This is a genomic window from Alsobacter soli, assembly GCF_003004785.1.
GTDB classification, from domain to species: domain Bacteria; phylum Pseudomonadota; class Alphaproteobacteria; order Rhizobiales; family Beijerinckiaceae; genus Alsobacter; species Alsobacter soli.
Genome location: NZ_PVZS01000007.1, coordinates 88720 through 112006, shown reverse-complemented (window position 1 = coordinate 112006; position 23287 = coordinate 88720). Strand labels below are relative to the sequence as shown.

At 68.0% G+C, this 23287-nt stretch carries 26 protein-coding genes; 7 read left to right on the top strand and 19 right to left on the bottom strand.

Annotated features, from left to right (window positions below; translation table 11 throughout):
* Window positions 1–23: 23 nt before the first annotated feature.
* Together SLNSH_RS08130 and SLNSH_RS08125 are read right to left on the bottom strand one after the other, a co-directional pair.
* Window positions 24–1088, bottom strand: coding sequence for an ABC transporter substrate-binding protein (locus SLNSH_RS08130; protein WP_106336181.1), 1065 nt, complete (start codon window positions 1086–1088; stop codon window positions 24–26).
* Between the two features lie 46 nt (window positions 1089–1134).
* On the bottom strand, window positions 1135–1908 hold the full coding sequence (locus tag SLNSH_RS08125; RefSeq protein ID WP_106336180.1) for an enoyl-CoA hydratase/isomerase family protein: 774 nt from the start codon (window positions 1906–1908) through the stop codon (window positions 1135–1137).
* A gap of 174 nt (window positions 1909–2082) precedes the next feature.
* Here SLNSH_RS08125 and SLNSH_RS08120 point away from each other — a divergent pair, with 174 nt between their 5' ends.
* Genes SLNSH_RS08120 through SLNSH_RS08110 form a run of 3 tightly spaced genes read left to right on the top strand, consistent with a single transcriptional unit; the run spans window position 2083 to window position 5052 of the window.
* Window positions 2083–2823, top strand: coding sequence for an IclR family transcriptional regulator (locus tag SLNSH_RS08120; protein ID WP_106336263.1), 741 nt, complete (start codon window positions 2083–2085; stop codon window positions 2821–2823).
* Window positions 2824–2871: 48 nt separating this feature from the next.
* Window positions 2872–4041, top strand: coding sequence for an NAD(P)/FAD-dependent oxidoreductase (locus SLNSH_RS08115; protein ID WP_106336179.1), 1170 nt, complete (start codon window positions 2872–2874; stop codon window positions 4039–4041).
* 39 nt (window positions 4042–4080) lie between these two features.
* Complete coding sequence (locus tag SLNSH_RS08110) at window positions 4081–5052, top strand: ornithine cyclodeaminase family protein (RefSeq protein WP_106336178.1); 972 nt, start codon at window positions 4081–4083, stop codon at window positions 5050–5052.
* A gap of 56 nt (window positions 5053–5108) precedes the next feature.
* Here the strand turns inward: SLNSH_RS08110 and SLNSH_RS08105 are convergent, their stop codons facing one another.
* Both SLNSH_RS08105 and SLNSH_RS25135 read right to left on the bottom strand, forming a co-directional pair.
* Window positions 5109–5438: a cupin domain-containing protein gene (locus tag SLNSH_RS08105; RefSeq protein ID WP_106336177.1), complete on the bottom strand. Its 330-nt coding sequence runs from the start codon at window positions 5436–5438 to the stop codon at window positions 5109–5111.
* 14 nt (window positions 5439–5452) lie between these two features.
* Window positions 5453–5593 (bottom strand): cupredoxin domain-containing protein, encoded by a 141-nt coding sequence (locus SLNSH_RS25135; protein WP_196240223.1) that lies wholly within the window; start codon window positions 5591–5593, stop codon window positions 5453–5455.
* A 258-nt stretch (window positions 5594–5851) separates the two neighbouring features.
* On the opposite strand from SLNSH_RS25135, the gene mscL reads away from it, so the two are divergent.
* Window positions 5852–6304, top strand: coding sequence for a large conductance mechanosensitive channel protein MscL (gene mscL / locus SLNSH_RS08095; protein ID WP_106336176.1), 453 nt, complete (start codon window positions 5852–5854; stop codon window positions 6302–6304).
* A 118-nt stretch (window positions 6305–6422) separates the two neighbouring features.
* Here mscL and SLNSH_RS08090 read toward each other — a convergent pair whose 3' ends face one another.
* The 7 genes from SLNSH_RS08090 to SLNSH_RS08065 all read right to left on the bottom strand — a co-directional run bounded on the left by SLNSH_RS08090 (window position 6423) and on the right by SLNSH_RS08065 (window position 12940).
* Window positions 6423–6851 carry a hypothetical protein gene (locus tag SLNSH_RS08090; protein ID WP_245422135.1) on the bottom strand — a complete coding sequence of 143 codons (429 nt, stop codon included), beginning with the start codon at window positions 6849–6851 and terminating at the stop codon, window positions 6423–6425.
* A gap of 162 nt (window positions 6852–7013) precedes the next feature.
* The gene (locus tag SLNSH_RS08085; protein ID WP_106336175.1) at window positions 7014–7709 is read right to left on the bottom strand and encodes a transglutaminase-like cysteine peptidase; all 696 of its coding nucleotides are present in this window, start codon (window positions 7707–7709) and stop codon (window positions 7014–7016) included.
* Window positions 7710–7951: 242 nt separating this feature from the next.
* Window positions 7952–8386, bottom strand: coding sequence for a hypothetical protein (locus tag SLNSH_RS08080; RefSeq protein WP_106336174.1), 435 nt, complete (start codon window positions 8384–8386; stop codon window positions 7952–7954).
* A gap of 208 nt (window positions 8387–8594) precedes the next feature.
* On the bottom strand, window positions 8595–8768 hold the full coding sequence (locus tag SLNSH_RS24855) for a hypothetical protein (RefSeq protein ID WP_158266716.1): 174 nt from the start codon (window positions 8766–8768) through the stop codon (window positions 8595–8597).
* 155 nt (window positions 8769–8923) lie between these two features.
* Entirely contained in the window at window positions 8924–10249 is a 1326-nt protein-coding gene (locus tag SLNSH_RS08075) for an HlyD family type I secretion periplasmic adaptor subunit (protein WP_106336173.1), read from the bottom strand.
* A gap of 85 nt (window positions 10250–10334) precedes the next feature.
* On the bottom strand, window positions 10335–12212 hold the full coding sequence (locus tag SLNSH_RS08070) for a type I secretion system permease/ATPase (RefSeq protein ID WP_158266715.1): 1878 nt from the start codon (window positions 12210–12212) through the stop codon (window positions 10335–10337).
* Window positions 12213–12358: 146 nt separating this feature from the next.
* Window positions 12359–12940 carry a hypothetical protein gene (locus SLNSH_RS08065; protein WP_106336171.1) on the bottom strand — a complete coding sequence of 194 codons (582 nt, stop codon included), beginning with the start codon at window positions 12938–12940 and terminating at the stop codon, window positions 12359–12361.
* A gap of 188 nt (window positions 12941–13128) precedes the next feature.
* On the opposite strand from SLNSH_RS08065, the gene SLNSH_RS08060 reads away from it, so the two are divergent.
* Window positions 13129–13824, top strand: coding sequence for a Crp/Fnr family transcriptional regulator (locus tag SLNSH_RS08060; protein ID WP_106336170.1), 696 nt, complete (start codon window positions 13129–13131; stop codon window positions 13822–13824).
* Window position 13825: 1 nt separating this feature from the next.
* Here SLNSH_RS08060 and SLNSH_RS08055 read toward each other — a convergent pair whose 3' ends face one another.
* Genes SLNSH_RS08055 through SLNSH_RS08045 form a run of 3 tightly spaced genes read right to left on the bottom strand, consistent with a single transcriptional unit; the run spans window position 13826 to window position 17030 of the window.
* Entirely contained in the window at window positions 13826–14785 is a 960-nt protein-coding gene (locus tag SLNSH_RS08055) for an adenylate/guanylate cyclase domain-containing protein (RefSeq protein ID WP_106336169.1), read from the bottom strand.
* An 11-nt stretch (window positions 14786–14796) separates the two neighbouring features.
* Window positions 14797–16224, bottom strand: coding sequence for a serine/threonine-protein kinase (locus SLNSH_RS08050; RefSeq protein ID WP_106336168.1), 1428 nt, complete (start codon window positions 16222–16224; stop codon window positions 14797–14799).
* Window positions 16225–16259: 35 nt separating this feature from the next.
* The gene (locus SLNSH_RS08045) at window positions 16260–17030 is read right to left on the bottom strand and encodes a Tll0287-like domain-containing protein (RefSeq protein ID WP_245422134.1); all 771 of its coding nucleotides are present in this window, start codon (window positions 17028–17030) and stop codon (window positions 16260–16262) included.
* Between the two features lie 263 nt (window positions 17031–17293).
* On the opposite strand from SLNSH_RS08045, the gene SLNSH_RS08040 reads away from it, so the two are divergent.
* Window positions 17294–18616: a peptidoglycan-binding domain-containing protein gene (locus SLNSH_RS08040; RefSeq protein ID WP_106336166.1), complete on the top strand. Its 1323-nt coding sequence runs from the start codon at window positions 17294–17296 to the stop codon at window positions 18614–18616.
* Window positions 18613–19656, top strand: coding sequence for a patatin-like phospholipase family protein (locus SLNSH_RS08035; RefSeq protein WP_106336165.1), 1044 nt, complete (start codon window positions 18613–18615; stop codon window positions 19654–19656). Before SLNSH_RS08040 ends, SLNSH_RS08035 begins: the two co-directional genes overlap by 4 nt.
* 8 nt (window positions 19657–19664) lie before the next feature.
* Here SLNSH_RS08035 and SLNSH_RS08030 read toward each other — a convergent pair whose 3' ends face one another.
* From SLNSH_RS08030 to SLNSH_RS08010, 5 genes are all read right to left on the bottom strand, one after another.
* Window positions 19665–19898 (bottom strand): hypothetical protein, encoded by a 234-nt coding sequence (locus tag SLNSH_RS08030; RefSeq protein WP_106336164.1) that lies wholly within the window; start codon window positions 19896–19898, stop codon window positions 19665–19667.
* Window positions 19899–20094: 196 nt separating this feature from the next.
* Window positions 20095–20541 (bottom strand): hypothetical protein, encoded by a 447-nt coding sequence (locus SLNSH_RS08025; protein WP_106336163.1) that lies wholly within the window; start codon window positions 20539–20541, stop codon window positions 20095–20097.
* Window positions 20542–20748: 207 nt separating this feature from the next.
* Window positions 20749–21393 (bottom strand): alpha/beta hydrolase, encoded by a 645-nt coding sequence (locus SLNSH_RS08020; protein WP_106336162.1) that lies wholly within the window; start codon window positions 21391–21393, stop codon window positions 20749–20751.
* Window positions 21394–21460: 67 nt separating this feature from the next.
* On the bottom strand, window positions 21461–22393 hold the full coding sequence (locus SLNSH_RS08015) for a ring-cleaving dioxygenase (protein ID WP_106336161.1): 933 nt from the start codon (window positions 22391–22393) through the stop codon (window positions 21461–21463).
* 203 nt (window positions 22394–22596) lie between these two features.
* On the bottom strand, window positions 22597–23238 hold the full coding sequence (locus tag SLNSH_RS08010; protein WP_106336160.1) for an alpha/beta hydrolase family protein: 642 nt from the start codon (window positions 23236–23238) through the stop codon (window positions 22597–22599).
* Window positions 23239–23287: the final 49 nt, after the last annotated feature.

Sequence of the window (23287 nt, the reverse complement as noted above, 5' to 3'; positions counted from 1 at the left end):
GGTTCGCCACCGAAGCCTCCACCTTACGACAGGATCCAGCTGTTGAAGCGCTCGGTGACCGCCGCTCGGTTGGCGCTCCACCAGTTCTCGTCGGCGATGGCCATCTTCTTGAGATTGTTCGGCGAGGTCGGAAGGTCTTCGGCCCGCTTCGCAGGGATCGTCTTGTAGGCGTCGAGGTTCGTCGGCCCGTAGGCGAGCCCTTCGGTGATCGCGGCCTGTCGCTCGGGATCGCTGCAGAACTTGATGAAGGCCCGGGCCACGTCGGCGCGGGGGCACCCCTTCGGGATGGACCAGCCCTCGATGGAGTAGAGCCCCTGGTTCCAGACGATCTTGGCCGGCGTGCCGCCGTCGATCGCCGCCTGGAAACGCGCGTTCCAGCCGGTGATGATGTCGACTTCGCCGCTCTGGAGCAGCTGGGTGGTCTGGGCGCCGCCCGTCCACCAGACCGCGATGTGCGGCTTGATGGCGTTGAGCTTCTTGAAGGCCCGCTCCACGTCCAGGGGGTAGAGCTTGTCCAGCGGCACCCCGTCGGCCAGCAGCGCCTGCTCGAGGGAGTCGATCGGGTTCTTGCGCATTGAGCGGCGGCCGGGGAACTTCTCCACGTCGAAGAAGTCGGCCCAGCTGTTCAGGGGCGTCTTCACCCGGTCGGTCCGGTAGGCGAAGACCGTGGAATAGACGTCCGTGCCCATCCAGTTCTCGGAGATCGCCTCCGGCATGAGCTTGGGCGCTTCATTCCGGCCGAAGCCGATCGGCTCCAGAAGCCCCTGCTTCGCCAGGATGTCGCGGGCTGACAGGGTCAGGGTGCAGACATCCCAAATGTAGGACTTGGTCTCCACCATGGCCTTGAACTGCGCGGTCGGCTCGGCCTCGCGGGCGACGTTGACGACCTTGTTCCCGGTCGCCTTCTCGAAGGGATCGTAGAAAGCCTTGCGGAAGGCGGGGCCGAAGGGGCCGCCCGGATCCGCGACAGTGATCTGGGTGGCGGCGGCGGCGCGGCCAATCAGGCCAGGCGCGGCGATCGCAGCCGCGAGGCCGCCGGCGGCGGTCAGCAGACCGCGACGAGTCGTCTCCAGCGTTGTCTTGCTCATGGCGTTCCCTCTCCCTCTCCCGGTTCGATCCGCTTCTCTGCGCGGTTCAGGATTTCTTCCGTGCGGCGCGCGTGGCCAGGAACTGCTCCATCATGCGCGCCGGCTCGCCGGTCTCATAGGCGATCCGCTGGTTGCGGGCGCCGGCGGCGAGGCAGTCGCGGAACCCTGGCTCGGTCACCTCCCGGAACCGCGCCCGGTTCAGCCGCATGGCGACAGGAGGCTTCTCGGCGAGCTCGCCAGCGAGCTTCAGCGACTCGGCCATGACCTCGGATTGGGGGACGATGCGGTTGATCACGCCGATGCGGTAACATTCGTCCGCATCCATCATGCGGCCGCTGAGCGTCAGGTCGATCGTCCGGGCGAGTCCGATGATTTCCCGCATGATCCAGGGGCCAGTCGTGCTCGCGATGCCGGAGTTGATCTCCGGCTGCCCCATGGTGACTCCTGGATGGCCGATACGGAAGTCGCACAGGAGCGAGACCTGGAAGGCGGAGCCGGCCGCGACGCCGTTCAGCGCCGCCACGATCGGCTTGGAGAGGCTGCGCATGCGGTCATAGAGCGCCTCCCATTCGCCGATCCATAGTTCGGCGCGGTCGGGATCGAATTGCTTGGTCTCGTTGAGATCCTGGCCCGCTCCGAACGCCCGCTCGCCGGCGCCGGTGAGGATCACGGCGCGGACGGCCTCGTTCGCCTCCATTTCGCTGAAGGCCTCGATCAACTCCGCGCGCATGGGGCCGTGCCAGGCGTTCAAGACCTCTGGGCGATTCAGGGTGATGACGCCGACTTTGCCGCGAACCTCACGCAGAATGAACTGTCCCACCGGCGCATCTCCCTGTTTTATTGCAATGCGATAAATAATATTGAACTGTTGACCGGCGTTCGTGTCAATGGAATTCTCGATTTGCGTGTGGAGGCGGATGTGTCGCGTTCCGGTGGAGCAAAGCTGACCAGGTCGGCCGCGGGCGAGGAAGAAGCGCGGCGCGCCGATCCGCTCATGGTCACGTCCGTGGAGAAGGCCTTCCGGGTCCTGTCGGTCTTCGGAAAGGGGCACGACACCCTGAGCCTGTCCCAGGTGGCGCAGCTCAGCGGGATGGATGTGAGCTCCTGCCAGCGCTTCACCCATACGCTCGTCAAAATCGGGCTGCTGAAGAAAGATCCGGCCACGAAGCGGTTCGAACTGACCGCCCGGACCCTCGACCTGGGGTACAACTTCCTGAGCGGCCAGAGGCTCGTCCAACTGGCGATGCCGTACCTGCTCCATCTCAGCAAGGAGACCGAGGAGACGGTCAACCTCACGCAGCTGGACGACACGGACATCATCTTCGTGTCGAGGTTCGTCAGCCGCCACATGCTGAACACGGACGTCATCGTGGGCACGCGCATGCCCGCCTACTGCACGGCGCCGGGCATCGCCTTGTTGTCGCGCCTGCCGGAGCAGGAGGCGATCGCGATCCTGGATCGGTCGAACCTGGCGGCCCACACGCCCCACACCACGTGGAAGCGCGACGACCTGATCGCGAAGATCCGCCTCGCAGCCAAGCAGGGCTACGCGACCGCGTTCGAGGAGTTCTACATCGGCGACGCTTCGGTCGCGGCCGCGATCCTCGACGCGAAGGGCCGGCCGCAGGCGGCGGTCAACGTCGCCGTCTCCTGCATGCGGTACGCGCGCGACGAGATCGCGCCCCGCTTTGCGCCCATCGTCGTGGCGACCGCCCACGCCATGTCGCAGGGTTGAAATGCTCTGCTCCGATCAGGCCCGGCATCCGGGAGAGGAGTGCGTCGCATGACGGTCGCCACGTTCGACACCGCGGTCATCGGCGGCGGACTGGTGGGGTGCTGGACGGCCCTGTTCCTGGCGCGCCGCGGGGCGCGGGTCGCAATCCTTGAGAAGGGATCCGTAGGCGCCCAGTCGAGCGGGACCAATTTCGGCAATCTTAGGCTGCAGGGCCGCTTTCCCGGCCAGTACCCGCTGTCGTTGCGCTCCCAGGCGATCTGGGAACAGCTCCAGGACTTCGTGGGCAGCGCCTGCGAGTACGAGCGAACAGGTCACCTCTACTGCGCCTTCGACGAGGGCGAGGCCGAGAAGCTGGAGGGCTACGCCAAGGTCTCCGAGTCGTACGGCCTCTCCATCGAAAGGCTCGGGCGAGAGGACCTGAAGCACCGCTACCCGTGGCTGGCCGACAAGGTCACGGCAGCCACGTTCTCGGCTCGCGACGCCACGGCCAACCCGCGGCTGGTCACTCCCGCCGTAGCGCGTGCGGCCCGCGACGCTGGCGCGTCTGTTTTCGAGAACATTCGGGTGAGCGAGGTCCGCAAGTCCGGATCCGGATTCGAACTGCGGGCCGACCCCGACCTGCGGATCCATTGCGCCAACGTCGTCAACGCCGCTGGAGCCTGGGCGGTCGAGATCGCCGAACAGTTCGGCGAGACGGCTCCGCTGTTTGCGGCCGGCCCGCCCCAGTTCGTGACGGAGCCGTTCCCGTACTTCATGAGCCCGTCGGTGCAGACCATCGATGGCTCGGTGATCGTTCGCCAGACAAGGCGGGGCAACCTCATCCTGGCAGGTTATCCTCGGACCGCAGCCGATCCTGCCTCCCAGCGCGTGCCCGTGCCGCCGCAGAAGACCCTGGCCGCCATGAAGCGCCTCGCCGAGCTGGCGCCGGTGCTTCGCTCCTGCAGCGTCATCCGAGTCTGGTCGGGAACGGAGGGCTACCTTCCGGACATGGTGCCGGTGATCGGCGCGAGCGAGACCACGCCGGGGCTGTGGCACGCCTTCGGTTTCTGCGGTCACGGCTTCCAGATCGGGCCCGGTGTCGGCCTCTGCCTCAGCGAGATGATCCTGGACGGCGGGACCGAAACTCCGCTCGAGCCGTTCGGGATCGGGCGCTTCAGAAGCGGGGTCGCCGTGAGCGAGAAGTTCAGGCGCGAGTTCGACGAGAGAAAGACGGCATGAGTTTCTGCGTCGTGTCCGCTCGGTTTCGGTAACTCGGCCATGACGGACGTGCTTTACCTCTCGGCGCGTGACATCGACGACCTAGGGATGGAGGCCGGCGCGGTTCGGCGGCGGGTGGTGGAAGTCTTTCGGGCCATCCACGCGGGCGAGGTGGTTGCGCCCGCCAAGCAGGTTCTGGATATCGGGCCAGGACATTCGTTCCAGTCGCTCGCGGCGGCCTGGGAGCGCGCCGGCTTCGCTGCCTGCAAGTGGCTGGGCGTGGCGCCCGTGGCGCCAGGATCGGACGCGCCGGGCGTCGACGCCGTCATCGCGCTGAACGACTTCGAGACAGGGCGCCTGCTCGCCCTGATGGATGGCAACGTCATCACAGGGCTGCGGACGGCGGCGATGTCGGCGGCGGCTGCGCACTATCTTGCCGCGCCGGACAGCGCCACGCTCGGCCTGATCGGATGCGGACTTCAGGCGCGGACTCACCTATCGGCGCTCCGGGAGGTGTTGCCCGGCCTCCGTACCATCCGGGCCTTCAGCCGCACGCGGGCCTCGGCCGAAAGCCTCGCCCAAAGGGCGCGTGCGGACGGTTGGGGGGTGGAGGTCCTCGACGATCCCCGCGAGGTCGTCGCCCACAGCGACGTGGTGGTCACGACGGTGCCAATGACGGCCGGACTCGAACCTTTCCTGGACCCGCGCTGGCTCCGGCCCGGAGCCTTCGTGTCCGCCGTTGACATCGCCCGCTCCTGGGCGCCCGAGGGCCTTCGCGAACTCGATCTGGTGGTGACGGACAGCCATGAGCAGGCGGCCAAGAGTGCGCCCCTGTCCACGGACTTCGGGCCTTCAGGCAGTTACCATGCCGATCTCTCGGAACTCTGCGGCGGCGCGAAGCCTGGCCGCAGCGATGGGAGGCAGCGGGCCATCTTCGTATTTCGCGGACTTGGCGCCGCCGACTTGGCCGTGGCCGGAGCGGCGTATGAAGCCGCCAGGGCGGCGGGATGCGCCAGGACGCTCTCGCGCTAGGGGAGCGGGCGCCTGGCCAGCCGCGTCGCAGACGAGCTCCTGGCGCCGCTGGTCTGTCATCGCCCGAACATGATCGTCAGCAGCAAGGACGAGTCCTCGATCGCATGGAGCCCGTGCGGCGCGCCGCCCTGCAGGTAAATCCATCCGCCCGAGCCCAGTTCGACCGCGCCCTCCGTGGTTCTCAAGACCACCCGTCCCTCAAGGCAGTGCAGGGTGATGGGCCCGGCCACCTGATGACTGGCGATGTCGGAATCGGCCTTCATGACGAGGCGCACGGCCTCGAAGGCGTCCGTCTTCACCAACGCGGTGGTCCGGGCGGCAGGCAGTGAGGCGCCGAGCGGGCTCAGGTCAATGACTTCGCCGGGCGCGGCGCGATGTTGAGCCATAGGGGGAACTCCTTCTATTTGGTGGTCGCCTGGCCGGCATGCATGACGTCGTCGTTCGCCGGACCGTCCACGATCAGCATTCCCGCGAGCCCACGCTCGACCCGCGACAGCGCATGGTCAACCAGGGCGTAGTGACCGGGGCGGTCGAGTTTCATCTCAACAATCGTGGCGCCGCCCGGGGGGACGGCGACAGTCTGCAAGCCGGTGGCCGGTGGCCCGCCAAGGCTCGCGCCCTGGTAAGCGCGGTCGAAGATCTCACCGATGACGTGGAAGAATGAGGTGAAGTTCCAATGGCGAACCGGCGGCCCTAAGGTCGGCATCTTTGGAAAGGGTGGGGCTGACCGACGCCCCGCTTGACGGAGGGTGCGCCCGATCCGAGCATCGCCCAGGGGAAACCAAGCTGGAGGCGCGCCATGATTGAGGAGTTCAAAAAGTTCGCCCTTCGAGGAAACGTCGTGGACCTCGCGGTCGGCGTCGTCATCGGAGCGGCTTTCGGTGCGATCGTCGCCTCGCTGGTCGCCGACGTGATCATGCCCATCATCGGGGCGATCACCGGCGGCCTCGACTTCTCCAACTACTACATCCCGTTGTCTTCCAAGGTGCAGTCCGGGCTGAGCTATGTGGACGCGAAGAAGCAGGGGGCCGTGCTGGGCTACGGGCAGTTCCTCACGGTCTTGCTGAATTTCCTGATTGTCGCCTTCGTGCTGTTCCTGGTGATCCGGGCCATGAACCAGCTCCTTCGCGCCCAGGACGCCAAGGCCGATGTGCCAAAGGCGCCCGAGATTCCGGCGGACGTGAAGCTGCTGGCCGAGATACGCGATCAGTTGACCACGCTGAACGCCCACATGGGCAGCGCCGTCCGATAGCCGATGCGGGCGCCCTCGGCTCGGGCGACCGACGAGAAGCAGCGCGCCGCAATGCCGGGGTCTGGGAGGCGGTGCGGTCGCCGCCGGGGGGCGAGGTTTGGCTGCCCCGCGGACCCGATCACTTGGCTTGTGTGGCCTTCATCGCCTGGTCCAACGCGGCGTTGCATTCCGCGGCGTTCCCCTGGGCATCAGCGGTGCGTGCGCGAGCAAGCGCCTGCATGGCCGGATCGATGGGCGGGCTTCCCCCCTTCGAGGCGGTGTTCTCGCCCTGCGTTTGGGCACGAACGTCAGCAGGCGAGGCGGCCTTGTCGCCTGTGGCCTGGTTCATGCGCGCGGTCGGCGGATGGGCGCCGGACGCGCCCTGCTGTTGCGAAGCGCCGGAGGCGCCTTTGCTGATGGATCCCGTCGGGCCAGAACCTGCGTCGGTGCTCGCCAAGGTCTTTTCGAATTGCGCGATTCGATCGGTGCAAGGGCCGGCGAGCGCTGGACTTGCAACGATTGTGAGTCCGCCCACTGCGAGGGCCAGGAGATGGTGACTGCTAGCCATGGAAGCCTCCACGTCAGCTTGTCTTTTTGGGAGCCGCCCGAGCCCTCAGAAAAACGAGCCGTGGTCTGGCGAAGTTCCCGCCAATCTTACCAGGCGGACGGTCTCTGAGGAGGTGGAGCCTGGAAGCGACTCCAGCCTTTTGAGATCGCGCGACGGCAGAATCTAGCGCGCCTTCGCCATGGCGTTGCGTGGCCCAGGATGCAGGCGCGCCAGGGAGGCCGCCCGGGGAGGCCGGGCGGACGCAGCGACCGGGGTCGTCTCGTCCGAGGTGATCCCGAGCCAAGTGTTCGGGTCTTCCTGGGACTGCATCTTCAGGTAGCGATAGCCCGTCTGGCTCCAGGGCTTGATGGTCGAGGTCAGGTTGTCCAGGACGAAGTCGCCCCTGTCCATCCGGACGATCAGGATGGCGTGCCCGGCGCCGCTGGTGTCGAGCACGACGGTGATCAACAGGGCCTGGCGAGGCGCGCCGAGCTCCATCAGGCGCTTGCGCTTGGCCAGAACGTAATCCTCGCAGTCGCCACGTCCATCCAGCGGATAATCCCACTGCTCGGCAATGCCCCAGTGATCAGCGTCCGTGACGCTTTCCACCGTATCATTGATCTCGGCGTTCACGCTCTGGAGCAATGACCAGGCATCCGCGTCGAGCGTCATGGTGCGGGGCTCGAGAGGCTTGGTCTCGCATTCGGGGAAATAGCGCTGGCAAAAGACCGTCCAGCCGTTGATCGGCTGCGTCTTGGCGCCGACGGCGAGGAAGCTCGATGTGGTTGGCGCGCCCTGTTCCTGCGCCCCCGCAGGCGAACCGCACTGAAGCATGGCAAGCGCCAACATCGCGCCCGCCCACCGCGACGAGTTGCGCATGGGTGTTTCCCCTGGATGTCGGAAAGGTCGGGGCCGCGGCGCGGCGCACCTTGAGTCTCAGTCTAGCGACGGCGCGGCCGGCCTCAGTGGTCTTGGTCACAGGGGCGCATCGACGACGGCGTAAGGTGGGCCGTATCGCAGAATCGTGCGCCGCAGCCCGGTCGCCCTCGTTTCAAGACGGCCCAAAGCAGAACGCCCTCCCTGCCGGGGGGCAGGGAGGGCGCTGCAGGGAATGAACGGGCTTAGAGCGGGTGGATCACTTCGAACCAAGGACCGGAATGCACGCTCCCGATGTCCTGGTGGGCGTCGGCGGACGTCGGGCCGAGCACGTTGAAGGCGCCGTTCCCGGAGATGTTGAGCGCCTGGTTCGAGCCCTGGTTGATGTCGCCGCTCCCCGGCAGACCGGAATAGGGCTCATATCCGAAATGGTCGCTGCCCACGTGCTGGTCGGCGGTGGCGGATACCGGCCCGAGGATGTGGTTGAAGGCGCCATTGCCTGACTCATTGATGGCCTGGTTCTGCCCGAAGTTGAAGTCGCCGCCATGGGATCCGAAGCCGAAATGCTCGCTGCCGACGCTCTGGGTCGCCGTGGCCGAAGCGCCGCCGAGCACCACGTTGCCCACGCCGTTGCCGACTTCCGTGACCGCCTGGTTCGAGCCCTGGTTGATGTCGCCCATGTCTTGTCTCCTCTGGTCTTGATGTGAAGGACTTCTGTCGAGATCGGGAGGTTCTCTGTTCCGTCCCCGATGATGTTAGGATGGCGCAGGGCGCATTTCCGCGCTGTGGCGCGCGTCACAGGGCCAAAAAACAAATGAAGAAGATGCGAGGAAAAAGGAAAAGCCCTCCGAAATGGAGGGCCTTATCGACAAGAGAGCCTGCTTCTATTCAGAAGACGTGGCCGATCCACATGGCGACGATGCAACCCAGGCCGGTCGACCATGCGATCATGCATTCGGCGAGGGACATTGGAGCGGGCTGCGGAAGCGCGGCGGCGCTTGTGCGAGAGCCGACGATCACGAGGTGGGCGCCTTCGGTGGAGAAAGAAGATGAGCGGGTCATGGTCAGGTCTCCCTTGTGGATGACCTGAGCGTCTCGCTTTCCCGCCAAGCCCGCAGTGGCGCCTGTCACAGGCCGCCGGGTTCGCCCTTCCGGCTCTCTCAAACGCCAACGGGCGCGGCTCGCAAAGCCGCGCCCGAGGTCGCCGAAGGACGTTCCTATTTCTCGCGGAGGGCGAGGTTGAGCTTGTCGGTGATGGGTTGCACCAGATAGGTGATCACGCGCCGGGGCTCGCCCAGGATCATGACCTCAGCCGGGAGCCCTGGAACCAGGTCCTTGCCCTGCAGCTTGCTCCGCTCGCCCGGCGCGATGGCGATCTTCACGGAGAAGTACGGCTGGCCCGTGTGGTCGTCCACGACCTGGTCGGCGGACACGCCCGTGACGTGACCATTCAGTTCGGGCGTCACCGGAAGCTTGAAGGCGCTGATCCGGACAACCGCGTCCTGCCCCACCCGAACCTGGTCGATTTCATCCGGCGGGATCCGGGCGTTGACCAGCAGCGGATCCGTCGTAGGAATGATCGACATGAGCTTCTGGCCCGGCGCCACGATGCCCCCGACGGTGTGGACGGCCAGTTCGTGGACGAGCCCCGTCCGTGGCGCGCGAATTTCGAGGCGCTGCATGCGGTCGAGCGACGCGAGGCGATCCTCCTGGACTTCCGCCAACTGTGCGGAAATGGACTGAAGCTGGGTCAACGCCTCCGAGCGGGCCGTCCTGACGATTTCGGCGATCTTGAACTCGGCCTCGCTGAGCTGCGAACGCGCTCCCGCGACGCGGGATTCCGTGTCGCCCAGCTCGCCGCGAAGGCGGCTGACCTCCCGCTCGCTCTGGCGCAGCACGGGGCGGCGCACCAGGCCTTTCGCGTCCAGCATGCGCAGGTCCGTCAGTTCGCCTGTCGCCTGCTTCATCTCCTCCTTGATGGCGGTGATGCGGTCGTTCAGCCCTGCGATCTGCGCCTCGACCTGCCGCTTGCGCTCCTGCTGCTGGGACAGCTGGCTCGCGCGCGTCGAAAGCCGCTCGGTCAGCAGCCGCTGCTGGGCGGCGATCGCTTCGGCGTAGGCGCTCCGCGCTTCACGGGTCGGCAAAGGCGGAGGGGGCGTCGCCATTACGGCCCTGTCGGCCTGCTCGGCCTCCAGCCTGGCCTTCTGGGCCGTGAGTTCGATCAGCTTGCGGTCCCGGATCGCCAGGTCGGCGATCACCTTCGCGGCGTCCAGCTTGACCAGGACCTGACCCTCCTCGACGCGCTGGCCGTCCTTCACGAGGATCGCGCCGATCACGCCGCCCTCAAGGTGCTGCACCGCCTGGGCGCTGGACTGGACCACGAAGGAGCCCTGGGCCAGCACGGCGCTGTCCACCTTCGCCCAGGCGGCCCAGCCTCCCACGCCCGCGAGGATCAACGTGGAGCTGAGAAAGAACGAGCGCATCAGCCGGCGCATGGCCGACGTGTTCTCGACCAGGTCGGCTGCGAATTCAAAGTCTGCCATGGCGTCCTCCAGCACGGAGGCCGGGCCAAGCCCGGCCGTCGCTGGCCACTGTCGGAGCCGCGCCGGGCCGGCGCAGTGAGGGCCGTCACAGCCCCTGGGCTGCAGTCGCCCTCGTGCGGGACAGGCGGGTTTCGTCGAGGCTCGTCACGCGGGCGTCGGTCGTCTGCTGCCCGGCCGCGGGCTCCGCGCCGGCGATCTGATCAGGCCGGAGGGACGCGGAGTCCTGCTCAGGAGCGGGAGCAGGGGCCGGTTTGTGGGGCTGGCCCATGCGCGGGAAGAGGGCGGCGAGGACCTGGTTCTTGGGGCCGAACATCTCGGCTCGGCCGTTGCGCAGGGACAGGATCTTGTTCGCCGCGAAGATCGCGCTCGGCCGGTGCGCCACGATCACCACGATCTGGCCTTTCTGTCGCATGCGCTGGATCGCCTCGTTGAGCGACTGCTCGCCGATGGGGTCGAGGTTGGAGTTGGGCTCGTCCAGAACCACGAGGAAGGGGTCGCCGAAGACCGCGCGAGCCAGCCCGATGCGCTGCCGCTGCCCACCCGACAGGATCGCGCCGGCTTCGCCCACGGGCGTATCGTAGCCGAGCGGGAAGCTCAGGATCATGTCGTGCACGCCGGCCAGTCTGGCGGCCGTGATGATCTGCTCCGTCGTGGCGTCCTTGCGGAAGCGCGCGATGTTCTCGCCGATGGTGCCGTCGAACAGCTCGATGTTCTGGGGCAGGTGGCCGATGGCGTCCGCCAGCGCGTCGGGCGAGTACTGGCCGATGAGGGCGTTGTCGAACCGGACCTCGCCGCGGGCCGCAGGCCAGGCGCCCACGAGGGCGCGCACCAGGGTCGACTTGCCGCAGCCGCTCGGGCCGATGATCCCCAACGCGTCGCCAGCTTCGATCTCGAAGGACACGCCCGCCACCGTCGGGGCGTATCCGCCGGGCGGGACGATCACGACGTCGCGCACGGAGAGGCTCTGCCGCGGGCGGGGCATGCCGTGCTGCTGGCGCGAGACCTGCGGCAACCGTGCCGTGAGCGCGCGCAGGCGCTTCAGCGACTGCCACGCCATGGCGCTGCCCCGCCAATGCCCGATCACCTGGTCGATCGGCGCGAGCGCCCGCGACAGGATGATTGAGCAGGCGATCATGGAGCCCGGCGACATCAGGTTCTCGATCACCAGATAGGCGCCGATCGCCAGCATGCCCGACTGCAGCACGAGGCGCGCTGTCTTCGCCACGGCGCCGAAGACGCTGGCGTGGTCGGCCAGCTGCCGCGCCTGGTGGGTGGCGTAGACGTAGCCGGCGCCCCAGCGCTTGCACAGGTCGTCGCCCATGCTCATGGCGGCGGCGGCTTCGGAGTTGCGCTTGGCGTCCCACAGGATGGTCATCATGGACGCCTGGGCCCGGCTGGCCGCGATGGAGGCGCCCGAGGTGGCCCATTGGTTCACCATGCTGAGCAGCACCAGGAAAAGCGCGCCGGCGCCCGCGGAAAATCCCAGCACCGGGTGCACCAGGAACAGGATGGTGAAGTAGATCGGGATCCAAGGCAGGTCGAGCAGCGCGGCCGGACCGGGGCCCATGAGGTAGTTGCGGATGGTCGCGAGGTCCTGCAGCGGATCGTGTTCGCGCGCATGCGGGCCGAAATGCAGGGGCAGGCGGAGCGTGGTGTTGAACAGCGTGGGCGCAAGCCGCTGGTCGAAGGTGATCCCGATCCGGGCCACCAGCTTGCCGCGCAGGATATCGAGAAGGCCGTAGAAGCCGTAGAGCAGCATCGCCAGGATGCACAGGACCACGAGCGTGGGCAGGCTCTTGCTGGACAGCACCTTGTTGTAGACCAGCATCATGAACACGGGCCCGGTCAGCATCAGCACGTTGCCGATGCAACTGATCGCGCTGGCGCCGAGAAAGGGTCCTCGCAGCGCGGCGATGGCGCTCTTGAGCTGTCCCTGGGCGGTCGTGAAATCTCGGGTGTTCATGGCGCTTCCCCGTGCGGGAGACATCGTGGTCAGAGAAGAGCTTGCGCGGGCCTGCCCGGCGATGCTGTGGCCCGGGTCACAACGGAGGAGCGTCGCTACCGGGCCAGACAGGAAGAGGCCCCCGGGAGGGGGCCTCTGCGTTGGGCTCAGGCCAGGAGGTGTTGGTCGGGCGCCGTGGGCGCGTGGTCGACGAGCGATGTCTGGGACCCGAGCGCGTTCACGTTGCCCGCCACGTCGATGGCGCCGCCGGGGGCGGCGTTGAAGATCACCGAGGTGTTCTCGACCAGGGTGTTCTGCACCAGGTTCACCAGGGTCAGGTCCAGGTGCTCGATCGGGATGATCACGATGGGCGCGCCCGAAGCGCCAGGGGACCCGAACTGGTCGGCGAGGTGGCCGAACAGCAACGCGTCCAGGCCATGCCCGTCGAGGCCGAAATCAGTCCCGCCCGGGTGGCCGGCGCCGTCGCCGTGGGCCGGCTCGACCGGGCCCGGCTGGCCTGACGAGCCGTCGTGGTGAGCGGCGGCGCCGTCCGGCCCCTGGCCGAAGGAGTCGTGCGGGGCGCCAGGGTCGTGGAAGCCGTCATGGCGCGCGTGCCCCGGGCCGCTGTGGTCGCCGTCGCCATGGCCCTGGTGGAGCCCGGAGCCGAACTGCTCCCGCCACTGGTCGTGGTCATCGCCGTGATCGTGATGGTGGTGATGATGGTGTCCCCGTTCCCCGTCGTGCGGCATGGCGCGCCTCCGTTGCGATCGGCCGCCGGAGCGCAGGCGCCCGGGCGGTCGTCACGGGAGAGTGCGCGGGCGCGCGCGAGGGCGCTGTGACCCGCGCCACAGGCGCCCGGAAGGGGGCGTGGGCGCCGCGCCGCGCGGCGGCCTATACTCCCGGACGCGGGGGCGCGGACCAGCGTGGGAGCAGGACGATGTCGGAGCGCCAAGGGGCCGTGAGCCTGGAGAGCCTCGAGATCTTCGCCGGGGCCAACCCGGAGGTCCTGGCGCAGATCGCGCGACGGATGCAGCGTCGGCCCCTCGGCAAAGGCGAGCTGCTGTTCAGCGCCGGCGATCCTTCCGATGCGCTCTATATCGTCGTGGACGGCCGCATCCGCATCTGGACGGTGTCGGCCGCGGGAGCCGAAGTCACCCTTAATGTGCTCACGCCGGGGGCGTTGTTCGGGGAGATCGGGATGCTGGACGGCAGCGGCCGGACGGCCGGCGCCTCCGCCATGGCGCCCAGTCAGGTTGTTTCGATATCCCGCGGCGTATTCTTCGATGCGCTCGACCGCGACCCGCGCATCGCCCGCAACGTGATTCAGGTCCTGTGCGCCCGTCTTCGCTGGACAAGCGCGCGGATGGAGGACGCCACCTTGCGACAGGGGCCACAGCGTCTCGCCCGCATCCTCGGGCACCTCGCGGCCGAGCATGGCCGCAAGACGGCGCGCGGCGTCGAAATCCAGATCAAGCTCACCCAGGGGGAACTGGCGCAGTGGACCGCCATGTCCCGCGAGAGCCTCAACAAGCTGCTCAGCCGCTGGGGCGACGACGGCCTCGTGATCCAGGATGGCGGCCGGATCGTCATCAAGGACGTGGACGAACTGGAGGAGCTTGCCGAATTCGGCTGAGTCAGAGCTTGCGGCGCACCGCCGCCGCGGCGTGCTCCGAGAACTCGAGCCGCTCGGTCGCAGTGGGGATCTGTCGGGCGAGGCGCTCGATCAGCGCCGCGACGTCGGTTTCGGCTGCCGCGTGCTTGCGCACGAGCACGCGCGCCACCGGTCCCAGATGCGTGGTGAGAAGCAATGTCACCTCGTCCAGGAAGGCGAGCGTGTAGGGCGCTTGGGCGGAAGGGACGGGGGAGGGCGTCTCCGTCGTCGGCTGCGCATCGGCATCGGGCGCAGGCTCGACCGGGCGCACCACAAGCGGCGCCGCCTGCGGCAGCCGCATCGCCGGGCGCGGCTCCACCCGGAGCTCGTCGACCTCGGGTTGGGGGCGGGCCAGCACCGTTCTGTCGAGCCCGCTGGCGGTGGCGTCGAGGGCGCCGCCGCGCGCCTCCACGCTCGTCACCAGGAATGTCTCGATGCGGCGGGGGCTGTTCTTCAAGTTGAAGAAGCCCGCCTCGCTGAAGTTGGCGACGATCCGCGGCGCCACGGCCTCGCGCACCGCCTCGGAGACAAGGATCTTGCCCGGCTCGGCCAGAGCCTCCAGGCGCGCAGCGATCACCAGCGTCTCCCCGAAAGGCGCCTCGTCCTGGAACAGGACCTCGCCCAGGTGGACGCCGATGCGGAACCGGAGCTGGCGTGAGCCGGTGGCGTCCAGGCGATCCTGGATGTCCAGACCGCACCGCACCGCGTCCACCGCGCTCTCGAACAGGGCAAAGATCCCATCGCCGGGCAAGCCGAACAGCCAGCCCCCGTGCTCGGCGAGTTCCTCCCGGGCGATCTTGTGAGCGACCAGCAGGGAGTCGAGGGCGATCGTTTCGTTGATCGAAACCAGCCCGGTGAAGTTCACGACGTCCGCCGCCAGCACGGCCCGGAGGCGACGGCGGCGGGTGGCCGGAGCAGGGGGCGGGGTAGGCGGCTCCGACATGCGTCAGCCCCTCACGCGTGGGGCGCCGGGCGCAGCTTGTCGCGAAGGGCGAGGAAATGCGCTCGGTCGATCTCGTTGGGGATGCGGGCCGCAAGCCGCCCATAGAAGTCGTCGCGCCCCACCGCGGTCTCCGCCTGCCTTGCGACCAGCACGCGGGCGACAGGCCCGATCAGGGGCAGGAGCGCATCGACGATGACCCTTCGCTCCGTCTCGGAAATCGCCTCCTCGATCCGCGCGGCGGCGAGACCGATGTCCTCCAGCAGCGTCTCCGTCGCCATCCGCTTAAAGAACGCCGCCTCCGGCTCCGTCTTGATGTGTTGTGCCAACGTGGCGACCAGCGTCTCCGCATCGGTCGCCTCGCGGGAGGCTTGCCTGACGATGAGCCTGGCGATCGGGCCCAGCGCCCGCGCAAGGGACTGGCTCAATTTTTCGAGGGCGGTCGGCGACAGCCGGTCGGCCATGGTCCGATTGAGCTCCTCCTTGGCCGAGGCGGTCGGCCTGGTCGACCGCATGGACAGGCAACTGAGGTCGAGGGGAGGGGCGAGGTCATTTGGGCGCGCGTCGACGGCGGCGTTGAGGGCGTCTACGAAAGATTCCGCCGACGCGAAACGGTCGTCCGGGTTGCGGGCGAGCGCCCGGGCCACGACGCCGTCGAGTTCCGGCCAGATCTCCGGTCGGAGCGAGGAGGGCGCCGGCGCCGGCTCGTTCATCAGCTTACGCATCAGGTCCGGCAGGTCGGTCGCCACGAACGGCTTGGCATGGGTCAGCAGCTGGAAGAGGACCACGCCCGCCGAGAAGAGATCCGAGCGCGCGTCCGCAGGCCGCCCGAGGAAACGCTCCGGGGCCATGTAGTTCGGGGTGCCGACCGGCCCCATGCCGCCCGGCTTGGTGAGGTTGAGCGAATCCACGTGGGCGACGCCGAAGTCCGAGACCTTGATCGAGGCCGCCGACGGGCAAAGGATGTTGGCCGGCTTCACGTCGCGATGGATCACGCCCTTGGAGTGGGCGTAGCCCAGCGCGAACAGGAGCTGGGCCATGATCTCGCCGACCTGCCGCATCGGCAGCAGGGCGCCCGATTTCAGAACATTCTCCAGCGTGCCGGCGTCCACGAACTCCATGACGATGTAGGGCGCGCCCTCGTGCTCCACGAAGTCGAACACGGTGACGATGTTGGGGTGGAGGCAGCGGCCAGCGGACCTCGCCTCCGCGGCGAAGCGCTTCAGGAGTTCGTTTTTCTCGCCGAAATCTTCGAGCACCTCCGGCCGGAGGGTCTTGATCGCCAGGGGGCGGTCGATCTGTTCGTCGTGTCCCTTGTAGACGAGCCCGATCGCGCCGCGCCCGATGATGCCGTCGATGCGGTACTTGCCGACGCGCGCCGGGACGAGAGCCGGGACGCTCTGGATCCCGATCCCGCCATCATGCCGACCGGTTACGCCCATCGACGCCTCCTTCCCCCCCCCCCGCGCTCGCCCCTTTACTTGTCGAGCATGCTCATCGCGCTATCCAGGCTGCGCCGCATGCGGTTGAACGAACGGGACAGTGACGCGATCTCGTCCGACCCGGCGTATTCGAACTCGGGCACCGAGGCGTCGCCCATGCTGACCGCCTCGGCGGTCTTGGCCATGCGCATCACCGGACTGATTACGTACCGGTTGAGCATCACGTTGAGCAAAGCCATCAGGAACAGGAACACGATGGCGGACGCGCCCACGAACAGGGCCAGGTTCCTCCAGATGCGCGACTCCGCGACGCTCATCGGCACCGATATGATCTGGGCCCCGATGGTCTCGTTGAGCTTCCAGCCGAAACCGTTCTTTGGGCCATAGAGCGCGACCATGGAGGGCGGCGCCTTTTCGGGTGTGGAATGGCACTCAAGACAGGACGCGCTCTTGATCACGAGCGGGTAGGTCACCGTGTAGTGGGCCCCCGTATCGGTGGTCCGGATGCTGACGTCCTTGTCCAGCTGTGGATCCGCGCGCAGGCGGTTGATGATGTCCCGTTCCCAGTCCTTGGCAAGGTCGGCCGGATTGGTCGGGTTGAGCGCGGCCTCCTTGTAGAAAAACTGGGGGTAGAAGTCCCGGAAGTTGCGGAAGGCGGTCTGCGCCGAGAAGGATGGGATCGTCTGGGGCAGGAACTGGAGACTGGATTGGTCGGCGAGGAGCGGCTGGATTTCCTCGGAGGTGTAGCGCCGAACGGACAGGGCCTGGGCTCTCAGGAGATCGATCTGACTCTGCAGCTGTTCCATGGCTTCGCGCCGGGAAATCTGGTAAAAGAGCACAACGGAGAGACCCAGGCACAGCAGATAGCAAGTTGCAAGGATTAGGTTGAACCGCAGCCGCAATCCCATCGGAGAACTCCCCTAGATCTCGGCTTTCTGCAGAAAAATAGCAGCGTCAGCGATGATAGCCCAACACTCGGAGCGGTGCCATGAGTTCCATCCGGTCAACGGGGCGTCTCAGGATTAAGTCTGTCGGGTATTGGCCGAAAGATATAATCCGAAGGTTGCGGGTGATCTCCTCGGCCTGCCTCGTGGCGGTTCTCGCGCTCTGCGGCGTGATGTTCGGGACGGCGCGGGCGCATGCCGCCGGGAAGATCGCCCTGGTCCTCGCCGCCGAGGACTACGATAAGCTTCCGAAGTCGACAGTAGGAGTGAAGCGCGCCACAGCGTTGGCCGACGCGCTGACCGCCAGGGGTTTCGACGTGGCGCTCAGCGCCAACCCCAGCAACGCCGCCGCTCGAGCCGCCCTCCGCGAGTTGCAGTCGAAGGCCGAGGCCGCCGACATCGCCCTGGTGTTCGTCATCGGCCACACGGCGACGTGGGCCGGGCAGACCTTCTTCCTGTCCAAGAACAGCGAGATCGGCCGCGCGACGGACCTGCTGTCGCGGGGGCTGTCGGTGCCCACGATCGCCCAGATCGCGAGCCACGCGAAAACTGCGGCAGTGTTCGTGCTGCCGACCACGCCCGATTTCGGCTCCATCATCGAGGGGCTCGAGGCCAGGCCCCAGTTCAGCGCTTCGCTCCCCAGCAACACCGTCGCCGTGCTGTCCAGTTCGGCCCGTGCGCCGGTCTCCCGCATCGACGCGCTCAGCGAGCAGGCGGCCGATGGGCTCGCAAAGGTCCTGAGCCAATCCGAGGTGAGCCTGGCTCAGGCTGTCCGGGCGGGAGCGAACGGAGACCTGGGCATCGTGGTGGGAACCCCTCCCGACGTCAGCCTGTCGCGGCCGATCCCACCCAAGGCTCCGCCCTTCCAGCCGGCTTCGCTCACCTCGCGCCAAAGTGACCCGGATCCGGCCGCGGCCGCCAGACTCGAGGCGGAGCGCCAGGCGCGGGAAGTCGCCGAGCGCAAGGCGCGGGAGGAGGCCAGCAGGGTCGAGCAGGCCAAGGCCGAGACGGAGGCGGCGCGCGCCGACGTCGTCCGGGCCCAGGCCGAGGCCCGCAAGGCGCAGGCCGACGCCGAACGCGCGCAGGCGGACGCCGCAAAGGCGCAGGCCGACGCCGAGCGCGCTGTCGCAGAAGCGGTGCGAGCAAAGGCCGAAGCCAACCGGCAGGCCGCCGCCGGCGCGCTGGCCAAGGCTGCGACGGAACCGGGAGAGGGCGCCCCCACGTCCGGAACGGAACCGCAAACGCCGCTGGACGAGACGAAGATGGGGGCCCGCCAACGCCAGGAAATCCAGGAGAAGCTGAAGGCGCTCGGACTTTACACGGGACCAGTCGACGCCATCCTGGGGCCGCTGAGCCGTGAGGCCATCATGGGCTACCAGCGAAGCCGCGGCGCGCCGGTGAGCGGCTACCTTACGGCCGAGCAATACGATGCTCTGCTGGCCAAATGACCGAAGGCCTGTCCGACGACCTGACTGAGGACGGTCGCCTGGTCGGCGCCGCAGATGCGGGCCGACCTGGGCCCTCTCGCCTGCGCGTCAACATCGCGCTCCAAGGCGGGGGATCGCATGGCGCCTTCGCCTGGGGAGTCCTCGATCGGTTGCTGGAGGAGGACGACCTCGAAATCCCGGGCGTAGTGGGGACGAGCGCCGGCGCCATGAACGCCGTGATGCTTGCGGCGGGACTGGCGAGCGGGGGTCATGAGGGCGCGCGCTCCCTGTTGGACGCGTTCTGGGACCGGGTCTCGCACGAGGGCGCGCCGCGCTTCGGGCCTGCGACATTCGCCATGTTCGGGCCGGCTGCGGCGGCGTGGGCCTGGGCGGCGGCGGAAGTCTGGGGGAGGGCGTTCTCGCCCTATCAGTTCAATCCGCTCAACTACAATCCGCTTAGACGCATTCTCGAGCAGCTCGTGGATTTCAGTCTGCTGCGCGACGGGCGGGTGAAGCTCTTCCTGTGCGCGACCAACGTCCTCACGGGAGACCTGCGCGTCTTCGACCAGACGGAGATCGGTCCGGACCACGTCCTGGCCTCCGCCTGCCTGCCCACCGTGTTCCAGGCCGTGCGCATCGGCGACGACTATTACTGGGACGGTGGATACCTGGGCAATCCGGCCATCTTTCCGGTGATCTACAACACGACCTGCGAGGACGTGCTGATCATCCAGATCAATCCCAGGTCGATCACCAGGCTGCCGACGACGCCCCAGGAGATCGCTGACCGGGTGAACACCATCAGCTTCAATTCCAGCCTGCAGCGCGAATTGCGCGCGATCACGTTCGTCTCCGGGCTGGTCGAGGAGGGCGTCCTCGACGCGACGCGCTTCAAGCGGCTGAACGTCCACATGATCGATGCGGAGGAGGAACTGCGCGGGCTGGGCGCCCAGAGCAAGTTCGACACGGATCCCCGCTTCCTGGCCGAGTTGCGCGCCATAGGGCGCCGCCGCGCCTCGGAGTGGCTGGCCAGGAACGGCGCCCTGGCGTCCACGCCCTGAGGTCGGGTTCAGTGCAGCGTCCAGCCATGCGGCGGCGGCGCCATGCCCAGGCGCAGGGCCGTCCCCGAACGGTCGCGGACCTCGACTTCCCATTCCTGGCCGTCGGGCTCTTCGCTTTCGAGGAGGTCTTCGTACTGGGCGATGGCGGCCTGAAGCGCGTCGTCTTCGTCGAGGAAATAGCGCTGCTCGATGCGCCAGGACTGGCCCTGGGCGCTTCGGATGGCGAGATCATAGAGTGGCATGATGGTCTCCCAAAGCTGGGGGGGTCTTCGATGATCCATCATCGACTATGCTCGCATCCGGCGCAGTGACGCCGGCCACAGGGTCGCGAGACGCCAGCTTGAGGGCCCAAACCCGGGACGGCGAAAAAGCCCTCCCTGCGGGGGCAGGGAGGGCAAGGCGGGAGGGAGGGGAAGGAAGGGTGAAAGGGAACGCCGGTCAGGCGAAGTGCAGCGGCTCGAAGACGGGTCCGGCGTGCACGCTGCCGATGTCCTGGTGGGCGTCGGCGGAGGTCGGCCCGAGCACGTTGAAGGCGCCGTTGCCCGAGATGTTGAAGGCCTGGTTCACGCCGATGTTGATGTCGCCCACCCCGGGGATGCCGCTGAGGCCGCCGAAGCCGGGCTCAAAGCCGGCGTGCTCGCTTCCGATGTGCTGGTCCGCGGTGGCCGAAACCGGCCCGAGGATCTGGTTGAAGGCGCCGTTGCCGGACTGGTTCAGGGCCTCGTTCTGGCCGAAGTTGAAGTCGCCGCCGTGCGAGCCGAAGCCGAAGTGATCGCTGCCGACCGTCTGGGTCGCGGTGGCGGAAGCGCCGCCGAGGACGAGGTTGCCGACGCCGTTGCCGACTTCGGTGGTCGCCTGGTTCACGCCGATGTTGATGTCGCCCATGTGTGGTCTCCTCTGGTGAGTTGGCTTGGTCGAGATCGGGTCTGTTTGTCTCGCCCCGATGTTCAGAGGATCTCTCACCGTCGAAGGCCGCGCTGTGGCGGGCGTCACAGGGCCAAAATCTTGCGTGGAGGGAGACAGCTGGTTGTTCCCGGCGCCGCAGCAGTTGACCAACCGCGACGGCGCCGGATTCCAATCTGAGGCCGGTTCTCACCGTTCCGCGGCCGGGTCGGACGCGAGCTGGCCGATCCAGGCCCTGGCCAAGTCCACGTCCGTCTGGGACAGCCCGTGGCCTGTCGGGAGCACGCGATGGGTGACGATCGCGCCTGCCGCTTCCAGCAGATGCGCGAGCCGATTCGGGTCGTCCGCGGGCACGATGGGGTCCATGGCGCCGGAGACGATCAGCACGGGCTTGCCGGCGAGGTCGGCAGACGGGGGATCTCTGAGCGGGGTCATCGCCCGCAGGAGAGCGGCTCCGGCCAGCGCCTCGGGCCGGAGTTGCAGCACCGCTGCGGCGATGTTCGCCCCGTTCGAAAAGCCGAGCGCGACAGGGGCGGGGAGATCATAGGCCTCTCTCGCCTCGGCGACGAAGTCGGCGAGTTCATGGGCGCGCCGGCGAACGTCGTCCTCGTCGAACACGCCCTCGCTCAGGCGACGGAAGAAGCGGGGCATCCCGCCCTCCAGCACCTTGCCACACGGCGAGAGGAGCGCGGCGCCGGGGGCGATCATGCCGCCGAGCGGCAGCAGGTCGTCCTCGTTCCCCCCCGTCCCATGCAGCAGCAGGATCGGGGGCCTCCCAGGCTCGGAGCCCGGCTGGAAGCGGTGGATGAAGGAGAGCTCGTTCGCGGTTTTCATGGGCGCTCCGATCGGATTTCGGGGAGTGGGGGACCCCTCGCCGCTGGCGCGGCGAGGGGCAAGTGGGTCAGGTGAGCGCGGGCAGCGCCGCTTCGATGGACTCCCGGTGCGGCTCCAGGAAGCGGGGCAGCTTCAGGGATTGGCCGAGGGACTCGGCCGGCTCGTCAGCTGCGAAGCCCGGATCGTCCGTGGCGATCTCGAACAGGATTCCGCTCGGCTCGCGGAAGTAGACGGACCGGAAGTAGTTGCGGTCCTTCTGCTCCGTGGCGCGGATGCCGTGAACCTCGGCCAGTCGCTGGACCATCTCCGCCTGGACCGCGTCGCTGGCGGCCCGGAAGGCAACGTGGTGCACCGTGCCGGCCCCCGGCCTGCCGCGCGGGAAGTTTCCCGCCTCCCGCAGGTCGATCAGGCCGCCGAGAACGGCATCGCCCGCCCCGTAACGGATCACCGAGCCTTCCCTTGCGACCTCGCGGAACCCGAGGACGTCGGTCAGGATGGCGCCGGTCGGTTCGGCCCGGCCTACGAGGAGGCTGGCGCTGTGGAAACCGCGGATCGCATGCTCCGCCGGGACGTCGGCTCCGCTCCACGCGGGCTCGCTTTCGGCGCCGGGGACCCCGACCAGCGCGAGGCGCATCCCGTCCGGATCCCTGAACGCGAGCACGGTCTCGCCGAAGCGCTTCTCGGGCGCGTCATGCGGCGCACCCTTTTCGACCAGCCTGTGAGTCCAGTAGCCGATCGAGCCGGCAGGGACGCGGAAAACCACCTCCTGGGTCTCGCCCACGCCCAGCCGACCGGGCGCGGCATGTTCCCAGGGAAAGAAGGTCAGGATCGCGCCGGGGTGGCCGGCTTCGTCGCCGTAGTAGAAGTGATAGGTACCGGGGTCGTCGAAATTGACGGTCTTCTTGACCAGACGCAGCCCCAGGACGCGGGTGTAGAAGTCGAGGTTGCGCTGGGCCCGTCCTGCGATGGCGGTGACGTGATGGATGCCGGTCTGGAGCATGGTGGGGGTCCTTATGGGGAAGGGCTGCCGCCCGAGGTCGTCCAGAGATATGACCGATCGCAGCCAGCGCCATGCTGGCTTTCTTGCACGAATGCAAGCCTATCGTGGCGAAAGTGGCTGAGTGCGGAGCGTGTCCTGAAAGACGCGCGGAATCCGCTTGCGCGGGCGCCAGCGCGCGGCTTCTGAGAGCCCGGTGCTCGGGCTTAGGGAAGTACGGCGTCACCCCAGGCGCGGGCTCTTTCCGCCAGGGCGCGCAGGTGGTCGGCCGCCGTGAAGCCCGATATGGCCTTGCGGGGCTTCAGGTCGTGGTCGCCGTCATCGAGCCAGAGGATCTCAATCGCGGGGGACAAGGCGTAGCCCGCGACCTCCTCCGGGGAGCCGAAGGGATCGCGCGTTCCCTGGACGATCAGCGTCGGACACCGGAGAGCCTCGAGGTGGGCCGTGCGGGTCTGCGCAGGCTTTGCCGGCGGGTGGAACGGGTAACCCAGGCACAGCAGGCCCGCGATGCGGCCTTCCGCGAGCAGGGCGTCCGCCGCCATGGAGGCGACCCGGCCACCCATGGACTTGCCTCCGATGATCAGCCGCTTGCCGGGCGCGCCCAGCGCATCCACGGCGGCGCGGTACTCCGGCAGCAGCGTCTCGGCCTTGGGCGGCGGCTTGCGGGCGCCCGCCCGGCGCGCCGCCATGTAGGCGAACTCGAACCGCGCCGTCCTGAATCCGGCGCCCGCAAGCGCCTGGGCGAGCGCCTCCATGGCCGGGGAGTCCATCGGCGCTCCGGCGCCATGGGCGAGCAGCAGCGTGGCGCGGGCGTGCTCCGGACCATCTAGCAGGAACTCAGGGGACATGCGGCTACCGGGATCGGGCGAGGGCGCCTATGCTGCGGCGGGCGCGGCC